The sequence below is a fragment of the Shewanella sp. 492 genome (assembly GCF_059338445.1).
Genome location: NZ_CM181702.1, coordinates 118,760 through 133,133, shown reverse-complemented (window position 1 = coordinate 133,133; position 14,374 = coordinate 118,760). Strand labels below are relative to the sequence as shown.

Sequence of the window (14,374 nt, the reverse complement as noted above, 5' to 3'; positions counted from 1 at the left end):
AAAAAAATGGTGGAGGGAGAAGGATTCGAACCTTCGAAGGCTGAGCCGTCAGATTTACAGTCTGATCCCTTTGGCCACTCGGGAACCCCTCCAGAGAAATGGTGCCGGCACCAAGAGTCGAACTCGGGACCTACTGATTACAAGTCAGTTGCTCTACCAACTGAGCTATGCCGGCGTGTCATTTCGGTAGCGGATATTAGGGAATCATGAGCACAAGTGCAATAGCTAATTTCAAAAATATGTAAAAAAACCATTCGAACGGCGCTTTTTCAACCAAAAACACTACTCACTGTGCACGATTCAATCAGAATTGAGCAATTACTTATTTCCTACTATAGGAATAGCATTTTTGCAGTTGTTCACATAAACACGATGGTGTACTGTGCGTTGCCTAAGGGGAGATTTATCCATGTTAGCCACTAATCAAATTCACAATGCGCTTTATCTTGCTTTCGAGCGCCAACAATGGGCTGAACTACGAAAATCGGTACCACTTACCCTCAGTGAAACAGATCTCGAAGACTTACGCGGTATCAATGAATCTATCTCACTCGATGAAGTCACCGATATTTACTTACCCCTTAGTCGACTATTAAACCTTATCATCGGTGCCAAACAACAACGCGGCCTAGTATTAAGCCAATTTATAGGCCGAGAACCGCCAAAGCGCCCTTACATTATTAGTATCGCAGGCAGTGTTGCTGTGGGTAAAAGCACCACAGCGCGTATCATGCAAGCCTTATTAAGACAGTGGCCAGAACATCCAAAGGTTGATCTGGTCACCACTGATGGCTTTTTGTACCCACTGGCAGAATTGAAGCGTCGTGGTTTATTGCAGCGTAAGGGCTTTCCCGAAAGCTATGATATGAAGATGTTGGTCGAATTTATATCGAAGATAAAAGCCGGCGAAAGTACAGTCCATGCCCCCATCTATTCTCACATAACCTATGACAGAGTCGCTGATACTCAGCAGGTTATTGAACAACCCGATATTCTGATTATCGAAGGGTTAAATGTATTACAAACCAGCCAAGACAGTCATGTAGCAATCTCACAACCATTTGTATCTGACTTTGTAGATTTTTCTATCTATGTAGATGCAGACGAATCACTACTAAAGCATTGGTATATATCGCGTTTCTTAAAATTTAGACAAGGAGCATTTAGTGATGTGAACTCTTATTTTCATCACTATTCGGATCTCAACGACACTGAAGCGACTCGTATTGCGGCCAACATCTGGGACAGTATCAATGGCCCCAATCTTAATTTAAATATCTTACCGACCCGCGATCGAGCGCATCTGATTTTAAGTAAAGGCACCGACCATATGATGAATCAGGTGCTGTTACGTAAATAGGCAGTAAACTAGCGTGCGTTTATCATGTACGCTAGTTTAGCGCCTCATACTGGCCGCATCGATATTTCACCGCCGACATACGCCTTTATACCATCGCCGTTATCAAGTAAAATGGCTCCCTGCTCATCTATGCCACAACAAATACCTTCAACACTATTGTCGCCCATCAGCAATTTAACGACTTTACCGTCAAACAAATCGGCTTCTCGCCAACGTTGCTTGAACGCCTTCAGTCCTTGCGATTCAAACAAACTAAGATCACTCACCAGTTGCTGCTGCAGCGCTATCATTAGCTCAGTCTTATCAGGTTGTTGACTTAACTCAGACAGATCACTCCAAGGCTGATCAATCTTATCCGCCTGCTCTGCCGACATCGAAAGGTTAATCCCTATTCCAATAACCAAATTGCATTCGTAGTCAGCCTGACCACTCATCTCAATAAGAATACCGGCTAATTTTTTATGATTAAGATAGATATCATTTGGCCACTTAACCCCTATTCCATCGACGCCTAACACACGCAATACTGTGGCTAATGAACACGCAACCACAAGGCTCAACCCCATAGCTTGCGACATACCTTGTGAGAACTGCCAAAAAAAGGAAGTATATAGGTGGCAACCATAGGGCGAAACCCAAGTGCGCCCTCTTCGGCCTCGCCCAGCCGATTGATGCTCGGCAACACAAATATCACCACTGCTGAGTTCATTGACATGATTTAATAAAAACGCATTAGTGCTATTGATATCATTAAAGTAAAAACAACGACCTTTAATTTGTGCCTTCAAACGTTGCTCATCGATAAGAGACAATGGAGTCGATAATTTATAGCCTTTACCTTTAACACTATAAATATTAACCCCAAACTCCTCTAGACTTGCCACATGCTTACTGATGGCAGCCCTTGAGATCCCAAGCTCATGAGCTAGCGCTTCTCCCGAAACAAACTCTCCACCTGCGAGTGATTTAATAATTGCGCGTTTACGCAGCCATTGTTCATGCATGATTTAATTCCCTTTCTCCTACTGCACCGATGATACGTGGCTCAACCTCTAAACAGACCGAATATATTTGGTTAACCCGCTGTATCACCTCACGCGCTAATGTACAGACATCAGCCCCTGTGGCTTTGCCGACATTTACGATAACCAAGGCTTGTTTTAAATGTATGGCCGCACCACCAATAGCATGGCCTTTTAATCCCGCATTTTCGATAAGCCAACCCGCTGCTAACTTTACGCTATCAACGTTCACCGGGTAGCCAACAATAGCTGGGTACTCTTGTTGTAGTTGAGTAAAGTGTTCACTAGAAACGATAGGGTTTTTAAAAAAGCTACCCACATTACCTAATACTGCGGGATCAGGCAATTTACTGCTACGCGTCTCGCAGATACAATCAAAAATCATTGTTGGTGTTAACCTATCTGATATTAATTGCTGCAATGGGCCATAACTTAAATTTGGGCGCCACTGTTTTTCTAACCGAAGGCCCACATTCAAAATCACTGCTTTATCTTTTAATGTCGATTTAAAAATCGAATCCCGATAACCAAATAAACATTGCTCCGAACTAAGCCTTACACGCTCTCCAGTGGTAAGATCTAGATATTCTACCCATTCACAAAACTGCGAAAAATCAGCGCCATATGCACCTATATTTTGGATAGGTGCAGCGCCTACAGAACCTGGGATTAACGCTAAATTCTCAAGACCTGGCATATTATGCGTTAAACAAAATTGTACTAACTCGTGCCAATTCTCACCTGCAGCCACCGATAAATAAAAACGGTCTTCATCTTCAACGACATTAATCCCCTTAGTTGCAATAAGCACCACGGTACCCATGAAACTATCCGTTAACACGATATTGCTACCGCCACCAATGGCCAATAACGGCCTGTTAGTATTTGCCGTCTCAAGACAGGTATCGATGAGTTGTTGCTCATCAGTCGCTTTTATTAAGCGTTCACAACTGACATCTATACCTAAGGTATTATGCGTGACTAATGAATGAGTAATAATGGAGTCCATAATTCTAAGTAGCATGAAAAAAAGCTATTGTAACCGTTAGTCTCACTTTTATCGATCAGATCTCAAGAGAGGTTATCCTTGCAATGATCCAATAAGACTGTCGGTTCTCAATTTAGCTAATATAGAGAGCTATCTAGATCTATTTTATGAAAACAATAACGAAAAAAGCCCGTTGCATTAGCAACGGGCTTTATCGTATTAGGCGTCTGGAAATGACCTACTCTCACATGGGGAGACCCCACACTACCATCGGCGCGATTGCGTTTCACTTCTGAGTTCGGGATGGGATCAGGTGGTACCACAATGCTATGGTTTCCAGACAAATTTGGAAATTTAGAAAGCTGCTCTCAATTCTGTATTTCAAGAAGCAAGAGAGATTAAAATTGGTCACACTAAATCAAGTGTCGGTATTCTTTCGCTAAGTATTCACTTAGTTAGAAACCCTTTTGGGTTGTATGGTTAAGCCTCACGGGTCATTAGTACAAGTTAGCTCAACGCCTCACAACGCTTACACACCTTGCCTATCAACGTAGTAGTCTCCTACGGCCCTTTAGAGGACTTAAAGTCCTAGGGATGACTCATCTTAGGGCTCGCTTCCCGCTTAGATGCTTTCAGCGGTTATCGATTCCGAACGTAGCTACCGGGCAATGCCATTGGCATGACAACCCGAACACCAGCGGTTCGTCCACTCCGGTCCTCTCGTACTAGGAGCAGCTCCCTTCAATCATCCAACGCCCACGGCAGATAGGGACCGAACTGTCTCACGACGTTCTGAACCCAGCTCGCGTACCACTTTAAATGGCGAACAGCCATACCCTTGGGACCGACTTCAGCCCCAGGATGTGATGAGCCGACATCGAGGTGCCAAACACCGCCGTCGATATGAACTCTTGGGCGGTATCAGCCTGTTATCCCCGGAGTACCTTTTATCCGTTGAGCGATGGCCCTTCCATTCAGAACCACCGGATCACTATGACCTGCTTTCGCACCTGCTCGACGTGTATGTCTCGCAGTTAAGCTGGCTTATGCCATTGCACTAACCGTACGATGTCCGACCGTACTTAGCCAACCTTCGTGCTCCTCCGTTACTCTTTGGGAGGAGACCGCCCCAGTCAAACTACCCACCAGGCACTGTCCTCAACCCCGATTCAGGGGCCAGAGTTAGAACATCAACACTACAAGGGTGGTATTTCAAGGTTGACTCCACAAGAACTGGCGTTCCTGCTTCAAAGTCTCCCACCTATCCTACACATGTAGGGTCAATGTTCAGTGCCAAGCTATAGTAAAGGTTCACGGGGTCTTTCCGTCTAGCCGCGGGTATACGGCATCTTCACCGCAATTTCAACTTCACTGAGTCTCGGCTGGAGACAGCGTGGCCATCATTACGCCATTCGTGCAGGTCGGAACTTACCCGACAAGGAATTTCGCTACCTTAGGACCGTTATAGTTACGGCCGCCGTTTACCGGGGCTTCGATCATGAGCTTCTCCGAAGATAACCCAATCAATTAACCTTCCGGCACCGGGCAGGCGTCACACCGTATACTTCCTCTTGCGAGTTTGCACAGTGCTGTGTTTTTGATAAACAGTTGCAGCCACCTGGTATCTGCGACTCCCGTCAGCTTAGAGAGCAAGTCTCATCACCAACAGGAGCGTACCTTCTCCCGAAGTTACGGTACCATTTTGCCTAGTTCCTTCAGCCGAGTTCTCTCAAGCGCCTTGGTATTCTCTACCCAACCACCTGTGTCGGTTTGGGGTACGATTCCTGCTAACCTGAAGCTTAGAAGATTTTCCTGGAAGCATGGCATCAACTACTTCAGTTCCGTAGAACCTCGTCGTCAACTCTCAGTGTATGTGCACCCGGATTTGCCTAAGTGCACCACCTACAGCCTTAAACGCGGACAACCAACGCCGCGCTAGCCTAGCCTTCTCCGTCTCTCCATCGCAGTTAGCAGAAGTACAGGAATATTAACCTGTTTCCCATCGACTACGCCTTTCGGCCTCGCCTTAGGGGTCGACTCACCCTGCCCTGATTAACATTGGACAGGAACCCTTGGTCTTTCGGCGAGGGGGTTTTTCACCCCCTTTATCGTTACTCATGTCAGCATTCGCACTTCTGATACCTCCAGCGTGGGTTACCCCTTCACCTTCAACGGCTTACAGAACGCTCCTCTACCGCACTAGCGCAAGCGCTAGTACCCATAGCTTCGGTGTATTGCTTAGCCCCGTTAAATCTTCCGCGCAGGCCGACTCGACTAGTGAGCTATTACGCTTTCTTTAAATGATGGCTGCTTCTAAGCCAACATCCTAGCTGTCTAAGCCTTCCCACATCGTTTCCCACTTAGCAATAACTTTGGGACCTTAGCTGATGGTCTGGGTTGTTTCCCTTTTCACGACGGACGTTAGCACCCGCCGTGTGTCTCCCGAGTAGTACTCATTGGTATTCGGAGTTTGCAAAGGGTTGGTAAGTCGGGATGACCCCCTAGCCTTAACAGTGCTCTACCCCCAATGGTATTCGCTCGAGGCGCTACCTAAATAGCTTTCGAGGAGAACCAGATATCTCCCGGTTTGATTGGCCTTTCACCCCCAGCCACAAGTCATCACCGCATTTTTCAACATACGTGTGTTCGGTCCTCCAGTTGATGTTACTCAACCTTCAACCTGCCCATGGCTAGATCACCGGGTTTCGGGTCTACACCTTGCAACTAAACGCGCAGTTAACACTCGGTTTCCCTACGGCTCCGCTATTCGCTTAACCTCGCTACAAAATGTAAGTCGCTGACCCATTATACAAAAGGTACGCAGTCACGGTCTCAAGAACCGCTCCCACTGCTTGTACGTATACGGTTTCAGGTTCTATTTCACTCCCCTCACAGGGGTTCTTTTCGCCTTTCCCTCACGGTACTGGTTCACTATCGGTCAGTCAGGAGTATTTAGCCTTGGAGGATGGTCCCCCCATGTTCAGACAAGATGTCACGTGTCCCGTCCTACTCGTTTTCACGTAAAGTTAGTTTTCATGTACGGGGCTATCACCCTGTGCCGCTGTGCTTTCCAACACATTCCACTAACACCCTCTACGCTTAAGGGCTAATCCCCGTTCGCTCGCCGCTACTAGGGGAATCTCGGTTGATTTCTTTTCCTCCGGGTACTTAGATGTTTCAGTTCCCCGGGTTCGCCTCACAACACTATGTATTCATGTTGTGATACATGCTTATGCATGTGGGTTTCCCCATTCGGACATCGTTAGCTCAAATGCTTGTTACTAGCTCGCCAACGCTTTTCGCAAGTTACTACGTCCTTCATCGCCTCTGACTGCCAAGGCATCCACCGTATACGCTTAGTCACTTAACCATACAACCCAAATGAGTTTCACAAGGAAACAAACTCTATCAAGCGGGTAAGCTTGATGTTGTATCGCAACTAATGGTGTTTACTTTCGCCAAAAGAATACTCATGAATCATCATTACAATGACTCGGCACTTGATTTAAGTGTTTGAGAACTCAATTTTAATTTTCGCGTCAATGCTACAAATAATCACGTACAAGTACGTCACTATCCCTTTCACATTAACACTATCAGCTTTCCAAATTTTTAAAGAGCGGGCTTAAAAAAGCCAAAGATAAATTTTGCATTTATCTTTGGCATCTCTATCCATGTGCAAGTAAATGGTGGAGCTATGCGGGATCGAACCGCAGACCTCCTGCGTGCAAGGCAGGCGCTCTCCCAGCTGAGCTATAGCCCCATTTACATGCAGTCAAACAAATATATCGAATGCCAAATAATTTTGGCGAAGCCAAATCGAGTTTAGTCAAGGCAACTTGTTGCGACGTTTAGTTCACTAAACGAGTAACAAGTTAACGTAGAATAAACGAAGATTTGGTGGGTCAGAGTGGACTTGAACCACCGACCTCACCCTTATCAGGGGTGCGCTCTAACCAGCTGAGCTACAGACCCATTCTTTTTGGTTATTTAATTCTAACTGAATCAAATCCCTCAAAAATTATCTTTCGATATTTTGCTCTTTCTTTCTATCAAGTAATCTGTGTGAACACTCAACAAACATTAAGTTAGTCGTATAGGTAAGGAGGTGATCCAGCCCCAGGTTCCCCTAGGGCTACCTTGTTACGACTTCACCCCAGTCATGAACCACACCGTGGTAAACGCCCTCCCCGAAAGGTTAAGCTATCTACTTCTGGTGCAGCCCACTCCCATGGTGTGACGGGCGGTGTGTACAAGGCCCGGGAACGTATTCACCGTGGCATTCTGATCCACGATTACTAGCGATTCCGACTTCATGGAGTCGAGTTGCAGACTCCAATCCGGACTACGACAAGCTTTGTGAGATTAGCTCCACCTCGCGGCTTTGCAACCCTCTGTACTTGCCATTGTAGCACGTGTGTAGCCCTACTCGTAAGGGCCATGATGACTTGACGTCGTCCCCACCTTCCTCCGGTTTATCACCGGCAGTCTCCCTAAAGTTCCCACCATTACGTGCTGGCAAATAAGGATAAGGGTTGCGCTCGTTGCGGGACTTAACCCAACATTTCACAACACGAGCTGACGACAGCCATGCAGCACCTGTCTCAGAGTTCCCGAAGGCACTAAGCTATCTCTAGCGAATTCTCTGGATGTCAAGAGTAGGTAAGGTTCTTCGCGTTGCATCGAATTAAACCACATGCTCCACCGCTTGTGCGGGCCCCCGTCAATTCATTTGAGTTTTAACCTTGCGGCCGTACTCCCCAGGCGGTCTACTTAATGCGTTAGCTTGGGAGCCCAGTGCTCAAGGCACCAAACTCCGAGTAGACATCGTTTACGGCGTGGACTACCAGGGTATCTAATCCTGTTTGCTCCCCACGCTTTCGTACCTGAGCGTCAGTCTTTGTCCAGGGGGCCGCCTTCGCCACCGGTATTCCTTCAGATCTCTACGCATTTCACCGCTACACCTGAAATTCTACCCCCCTCTACAAGACTCTAGTCTGCCAGTTCGAAATGCAATTCCCAGGTTGAGCCCGGGGCTTTCACATCTCGCTTAACAAACCGCCTGCGTACGCTTTACGCCCAGTAATTCCGATTAACGCTTGGACCCCTCGTATTACCGCGGCTGCTGGCACGAAGTTAGCCGGTCCTTCTTCTGCGAGTAACGTCACACCTAAACGCTATTAACGCTTAAGCTTTCCTCCTCGCTGAAAGTGCTTTACAACCCGAAGGCCTTCTTCACACACGCGGCATGGCTGCATCAGGCTTGCGCCCATTGTGCAATATTCCCCACTGCTGCCTCCCGTAGGAGTCTGGGCCGTGTCTCAGTCCCAGTGTGGCTGATCATCCTCTCAGAACAGCTAGGGATCGTCGCCTTGGTGAGCCATTACCTCACCAACTAGCTAATCCCACCTAGGTACATCCAATCGCAGAAGGCCCGAAGGTCCCCTCTTTTCCCCCGTAGGGCGTATGCGGTATTAGCAGTCGTTTCCAACTGTTATCCCCCTCGACTGGGCAGTTCCCTAGGCATTACTCACCCGTCCGCCGCTCGTCAGCAAAGAAAGCAAGCTTTCTTCCTGTTACCGCTCGACTTGCATGTGTTAGGCCTGCCGCCAGCGTTCAATCTGAGCCATGATCAAACTCTTCAATTAAAGTTTTGTTGAATCTTGCGATTCGGCTCAATGAATTCTGATTCCGTTTAAAAGACTCGGAAGAATCTTAAAAACGTTTGTACATATTGCTATGAACACTCATCGTTACATTGATTTAATTCTTTGATTGCCAACCCGAAGGTTAGGCAATTTCGATTAACTCAACACCTGTGAGTGTCCACACAGATTACTTGATAAATTGTTAAAGAGCGTTAGCACATCTCGGTAGTTCCAAGTGGCTAGGGCTGCGTATTCTACGCAATCCGTGGTTCGCGTCAAGCAGTTTTTGAAAACTTTTTGATGCGGCACTTTTCAGTGCCTGACCACGCTGTAAGCTAGGTGTTTAACCAAGTTACTTAGTGCTTTACGACTTATCTCTGCGAGCTTCGCCGTGTCAGTGGTTGCGCATTATAGGGAGATATCTGGGGGGCGCAAGGGCTTTTTAAACGTTCGGCGATCGCTCGATGATCTTTTCGCCGTTATGGCGCTTTTTATATCACTTTGTGTGGTTTTACACCGATGGGGCTAACGACTCAGTTATATTAATCGTTAATTAAGTTCGTTTTTTCGTCAATATACTAGTGTAATTGCCAATAATTCATTACCATATACGAGCTGTTAACAGTTAATTATCAATTCTTCAGAGAACAAATATATGCAAAAGCCATTTCTTATTGTTTTGATCGTCGCCCTTGTTGGCGCATTGGCAATATCTCAGTTCGCGCCAGACTTCTATTCTGCAATCGCGTTTTTCACTGGTGCTATTATCGCAAGCGTTATTTTTACCCTTCAATCACCTAAGTCAGATACCGATACTGATGAACAGTATAAAGGCCCTACGATGACACTGTATGTTGGCAACTTGCCATATCGTGTCCATGAAGGCGAAGTAAAGGTGTTATTTGGTAAGTACGGCCCAGTAAACTCAGTACGTTTAGTTCGCGATCGTAAAACGGGACGCCGTAAAGGTTTCGGATTTATCGAGATGTCAGAAGCGGGTGCTAAGAAAGCCATGGTTAAGTTAAACGAGTTTGATTTTCAGGAGCGTACACTTAAAGTGCGTGAAGCAAAGTCACAAGATGCTGACAAGCCAGAATCTACTCAGGAAGCTAACTAGTTAGCGATCCTCTTTTACCTTTAGCAGTAAAAGCATACTTATATAGTATGAGCAAATAACATTAGTGGTCTTATGTCAGACTCTATGGCCTTAACTGACCAATAGATGAGAAGCCATATTCCACTAGTGTTGTTTTTAATCCTTTAGATATCTCTTGTGTCGTAAAGAAAGCATGGCTTGCTCCCCTACCTCCTTCTGCAATATCACTATTGAGCAAGGTTTTAACTCTGGCAGCTATCGCTTTTGCAGAGTCTAATAACCTGACCCCTTCACCAAGATAATCTTGTAACTCCACTTTTAAAATAGGAAAGTGCGTGCAGCCTAAGACTAATGTATCTATGCCTGATTGTTTTATGGGTAACAAGATTTGGGCAAGTAACTCATAATCAATGCGTTCTTGCGCCATTTTAGCTTCAGCCAACAGCACCAACTCTGATGACCCAAAACATGTCACTTCGCAATCAGCGGCAAACTTTTGGATTAGCGTATGTGTATAGCTGCGGTTAACGGTTCCTGGAGTGGCGAGTAATCCGATACGTTTATTCATACTCATGGCGGCCGCGGGTTTAATCGCAGGTACCACCCCAACTACCGGAATAACCAGTTGAGCACGCAGTGCTGGTAATACCAGGGTACTGGCAGTGTTACAAGCCACGACAACAATATCGGCGGCAACTTTATCTACCGTTTGAGTAATTAGCTGCACGGCGCCACTAATCAATACTTGTTCTTCAAGCTCACCATAAGGCAATCTGGCGTTATCAAATAAATAATAATAGTTTTCATTGGGCAGTGTTTGTTTAATTTCAGAGAGTATGGAAAGCCCACCCACACCTGAATCGAATACTAAAATATTTGCCGACAAACTCAATTCCCCGTGGGTAAACTCAAAATAAGATAAACATGATATTTTCCCATAGCGAGGGATAAATCAAAAGCCAGATATTGGACATCAAGGCAGGGTAGTATACTATTTGCGCCCCAATGATAGTAACGGTGTTTAAAAATGAATTTAGAAGCAATGGATCCTAACCAATACGATAAGCAACTCGATGCTAAACGTGAACAATTAGCGCAACTTTTTGCTGACTTTGACACCCCATCATTGCAAGTATTCGCGTCGACACCCGAACACTATCGTATGCGCGCCGAATTTCGCGTATGGCATGAGGGCGAAGATCTTTATTACTATATGTTCGACAAGGCGCTCAATCAAAAAGTGCGCTGTGAGCAGTTCTTACCTGCCAGTGCGCTAATCAATCAAATGATGCCAGCGTTAATGGCCGAGCTTCGTCCTAACACTGTATTACGCCATAAGCTATTTCAGGTCGACTTTTTGTCTACCCTAAGCGGTGAGATCTTAGTCTCATTGCTGTACCACAAACAGCTTGACCAACAATGGCAAGATGAAGCACAAGCCCTCAAGCAACGTCTGGGTACACAATTTAACGTCAATATAATTGGCCGTGCGCGCAAACAAAAGCTGACGCTAGATCGCGATTATGTGATTGAGTCATTGCCCGTTAATGGGCAGACTTTGATTTATAAACAGGTAGAAAATAGCTTTACTCAACCTAACGGACAAGTGTCTATCAAGATGCTAGAGTGGGCGATCGATAGCACCAAAGAGAGCAGTGGCGATCTGTTAGAGCTCTATTGTGGTAATGGCAACTTCTCTATTGCCTTGGCACAAAACTTCAACCGCGTGCTCGCCACTGAATTAGCTAAACCTTCGGTCGACTCTGCGCAATATAATATTGAAGCCAATAATATAGAGAATGTGCAGATCATTCGTATGTCGGCCGAAGACTTCACCGACGCCTTAGCCAAGAAACGCAGCTATAGACGTCTCGAAGGGATAGATTTAGACAGCTATAACTGCAACACCATATTTGTTGACCCGCCACGGGCCGGTCTTGATGACAATACTTTAGCCATGGTGCAAGGTTATCAGCGGATCATCTATATTTCATGTAACCCAAATACGCTAATAGATAACCTCAAAGTGTTGGATAAGACCCACAAAATCACCCGCTTTGCGCTATTTGATCAGTTCCCATATACCGATCACATGGAGTCTGGTGTGTTATTAGAAAAACGCTAAACACCAAATTGTTCAGCTCACACTAAAACCTTAAGATCTAAGTATTAAGATCCAAAAAGGGCCATTAGGCCCTTTTGCGTATCGAGTCTCGCTAAAACCTCATACTGGCTCAGCGGTTTTCCATTTTTTGTTGTAACGACTCAGCCCCTTTCGCCACCATACGCAACTGGATAACCAACCTGTCGGCTAATATCTTACGATCCACTCGTTTCATATCTAACGCTGCAGCTCCTGCGTTAAACACCAATGTGACCAATGCCTCAGCTTGGGCACGGGCTAATTCTGGTGAGCGCCTCGCCGTGGCTTCGGTGTAATGCGCTAACTCTGATATAAAGTGCTCAATCTCACGCGCGACCGCAGCACGAAACGGCGCCGATGTGCCCGAACGTTCATGTAACAGAATACGGAATACGTTAGGGTTAGATTCAAGCACCTCCATAAAGGTCTCGACCGAGATACGGATCACGCTACCACCCGCCTCGGCGCGTTGACGTCCCTTACGCATCATCTGGCGTAATGTTAAACCGCCCTCATCGACCATGGTCAAACCCAGTTCATTCATATCTTTAAAGTGACGATAAAATGAAGTTGGCGCGATATTGGCTTCACGAGCCACTTCTCGCAAGCTTAGGCTAGAAAAACTGCGCTCTGCGCTTAACTGATTAAATGCAGCATCAACTAACGCGCGACGCGTTTTTTCTTTCTGCTGTGCCCTGACGCCCATCATGATGAATCCACTAGATAAAGAGAATCTAGCAATAATACATTCTTTAACATAAAAACGCAGCCTATCTTGACCTAGCCTATTAAGCACGTTAAATTGGCTTACAGATGTACGCTCAATTTGGCTGTTGGATATTATAATGAAAAAACCTCCCCTCATATGGACTAATATACTGCTGTTTGCCATCACCTTTTTAGGTGCTGTCATACTCGTACCTTGGTACGGCATCACCTACGGTTATGGTATTGCCGAATGGGTGGCCTTTATCGGCTTGGCCTTTGCGAGCGGATTATCAATTACCGCTGGGTATCATAGACTTTGGTCTCATCGCACCTATAAATCACATTGGTCAATGCGTCTATTATTTGCATTAGGTGGCGCGCTGGCTTTACAAAATAGTGCCTTACACTGGTCATCAGATCATCGCATTCACCATAAGCATGTTGATGACAACGATAAAGACCCTTATTCGGCGAACATGGGTTTCTGGTATAGCCATATAGGGTGGATGTTGCGAGAATATCAAGCCCAGCGTTACCACGATTATAAAAACGTACGTGACCTGCAAAATGATAAAATTGTGATGTGGCAGCACAAACATTATCTATCACTCATGCTGATCATGAACATTGGCTTACCTGCGTTACTGGGTTGGCTCAATGGCGATATATGGGCCATGTTACTCATGGCAGGCCTACTTCGATTAGTCGTCGTTCATCACTGCACCTTCTTCATTAACTCGCTAGCACATATCTGGGGTAAACAGCCATACACAGATAAAAACACCGCACGAGATAATGGTATCTTAGCGGTCTTTACCTACGGTGAGGGATACCATAACTTCCACCATATTTTTGAAAACGACTATCGCAATGGCATCCATTGGTGGCAATACGACCCCACCAAGTGGCTTATCAATATGATGGCATGGACAGGATTGGCCACCCAGTTGCGCGTCACGCCACAGGAACGAATCGAGAGCGCTAAATTACAGATGCAGCTAAAACGCACTCGCAACAAAGTCGAACAGTTAGCCAATGGTGAAGAGATACTCGAGAAACTGCATGACGAATATGAGTTACTCAAAACCCACATTAGCGAATATTACCAAGCGCACAAAGAGTTATTAGACGCCAAGCGGCAAAAACTGACCCACAAACAGTTAATGCTCAGGGTCGAAGAACTCAAACAAGATCTACTCATGCGTAAGCGCAACTGGAAATTACTCACCGCCAATTATATCTAAGTTAGGGTTTTATCACACCGGGCCACTTATCAGTGACCCGGTTTTTCCTCCCCCCACATAAATTTAACCGCCCCTTTGACGTGCGTAACGCACATCTGCCTTACCACAGATTGAAGTGCTAAATAGATGGGTCTATCATGGGCGGCTAACCCGTTCATTTAGAGA

The 14,374-nt window shown here is 45.9% G+C and carries 8 protein-coding genes, 4 tRNA genes and 3 rRNA genes; 4 read left to right on the top strand and 11 right to left on the bottom strand.

Annotation, left to right across the window (positions count from 1 at the left end):
* Positions 1-7: 7 nt before the first annotated feature.
* Together AC5YBX_RS00620 and AC5YBX_RS00615 are read right to left on the bottom strand one after the other, a co-directional pair.
* A tRNA-Tyr gene (locus AC5YBX_RS00620) sits at positions 8-92 on the bottom strand.
* Positions 93-99: 7 nt separating this feature from the next.
* A tRNA-Thr gene (locus AC5YBX_RS00615) sits at positions 100-175 on the bottom strand.
* A 234-nt stretch (positions 176-409) separates the two neighbouring features.
* Between AC5YBX_RS00615 and coaA the strand changes: the two genes are divergently transcribed.
* A complete protein-coding gene (coaA, locus tag AC5YBX_RS00610; RefSeq protein WP_494520358.1) occupies positions 410-1,360 on the top strand; it encodes a type I pantothenate kinase in 951 nt (316 codons plus the stop codon).
* A 44-nt stretch (positions 1,361-1,404) separates the two neighbouring features.
* Here coaA and birA read toward each other — a convergent pair whose 3' ends face one another.
* The 7 genes from birA to AC5YBX_RS00575 form a co-directional block, all read right to left on the bottom strand.
* On the bottom strand, positions 1,405-2,364 hold the full coding sequence (gene birA / locus AC5YBX_RS00605) for a bifunctional biotin--[acetyl-CoA-carboxylase] ligase/biotin operon repressor BirA (protein WP_494520359.1): 960 nt from the start codon (positions 2,362-2,364) through the stop codon (positions 1,405-1,407).
* Positions 2,357-3,406, bottom strand: a complete 1,050-nt coding sequence (gene murB, locus AC5YBX_RS00600) for a UDP-N-acetylmuramate dehydrogenase (protein ID WP_494520360.1) — start codon at positions 3,404-3,406, stop codon at positions 2,357-2,359. Before murB ends, birA begins: the two co-directional genes overlap by 8 nt.
* A 189-nt stretch (positions 3,407-3,595) precedes the next feature.
* Positions 3,596-3,711, bottom strand: a 5S ribosomal RNA gene (gene rrf / locus AC5YBX_RS00595).
* 135 nt (positions 3,712-3,846) lie between these two features.
* Positions 3,847-6,740: ribosomal RNA gene (locus AC5YBX_RS00590) — 23S ribosomal RNA — on the bottom strand.
* A gap of 317 nt (positions 6,741-7,057) precedes the next feature.
* Positions 7,058-7,133 (bottom strand) — tRNA-Ala (locus AC5YBX_RS00585).
* A gap of 135 nt (positions 7,134-7,268) precedes the next feature.
* A tRNA-Ile gene (locus AC5YBX_RS00580) sits at positions 7,269-7,345 on the bottom strand.
* A gap of 126 nt (positions 7,346-7,471) precedes the next feature.
* A 16S ribosomal RNA gene (locus AC5YBX_RS00575) occupies positions 7,472-9,018 on the bottom strand.
* The 16S, 23S and 5S rRNA genes sit together here with 2 tRNA genes alongside, the layout of an rRNA operon.
* Positions 9,019-9,673: 655 nt before the next feature.
* Between AC5YBX_RS00575 and AC5YBX_RS00570 the strand changes: the two genes are divergently transcribed.
* Entirely contained in the window at positions 9,674-10,135 is a 462-nt protein-coding gene (locus AC5YBX_RS00570; RefSeq protein ID WP_110458690.1) for an RNA recognition motif domain-containing protein, read from the top strand.
* Between the two features lie 82 nt (positions 10,136-10,217).
* Here the strand turns inward: AC5YBX_RS00570 and murI are convergent, their stop codons facing one another.
* A complete protein-coding gene (gene murI / locus AC5YBX_RS00565) occupies positions 10,218-11,000 on the bottom strand; it encodes a glutamate racemase (RefSeq protein ID WP_494520361.1) in 783 nt (260 codons plus the stop codon).
* Positions 11,001-11,141: 141 nt separating this feature from the next.
* On the opposite strand from murI, the gene trmA reads away from it, so the two are divergent.
* The gene (gene trmA / locus AC5YBX_RS00560; RefSeq protein WP_494520362.1) at positions 11,142-12,239 is read left to right on the top strand and encodes a tRNA (uridine(54)-C5)-methyltransferase TrmA; all 1,098 of its coding nucleotides are present in this window, start codon (positions 11,142-11,144) and stop codon (positions 12,237-12,239) included.
* A gap of 109 nt (positions 12,240-12,348) precedes the next feature.
* Here the strand turns inward: trmA and fabR are convergent, their stop codons facing one another.
* A complete protein-coding gene (fabR, locus tag AC5YBX_RS00555; protein ID WP_475516895.1) occupies positions 12,349-12,963 on the bottom strand; it encodes an HTH-type transcriptional repressor FabR in 615 nt (204 codons plus the stop codon).
* 139 nt (positions 12,964-13,102) lie between these two features.
* Between fabR and AC5YBX_RS00550 the strand changes: the two genes are divergently transcribed.
* A complete protein-coding gene (locus AC5YBX_RS00550; RefSeq protein ID WP_494520363.1) occupies positions 13,103-14,209 on the top strand; it encodes a fatty acid desaturase in 1,107 nt (368 codons plus the stop codon).
* Positions 14,210-14,374: the final 165 nt, after the last annotated feature.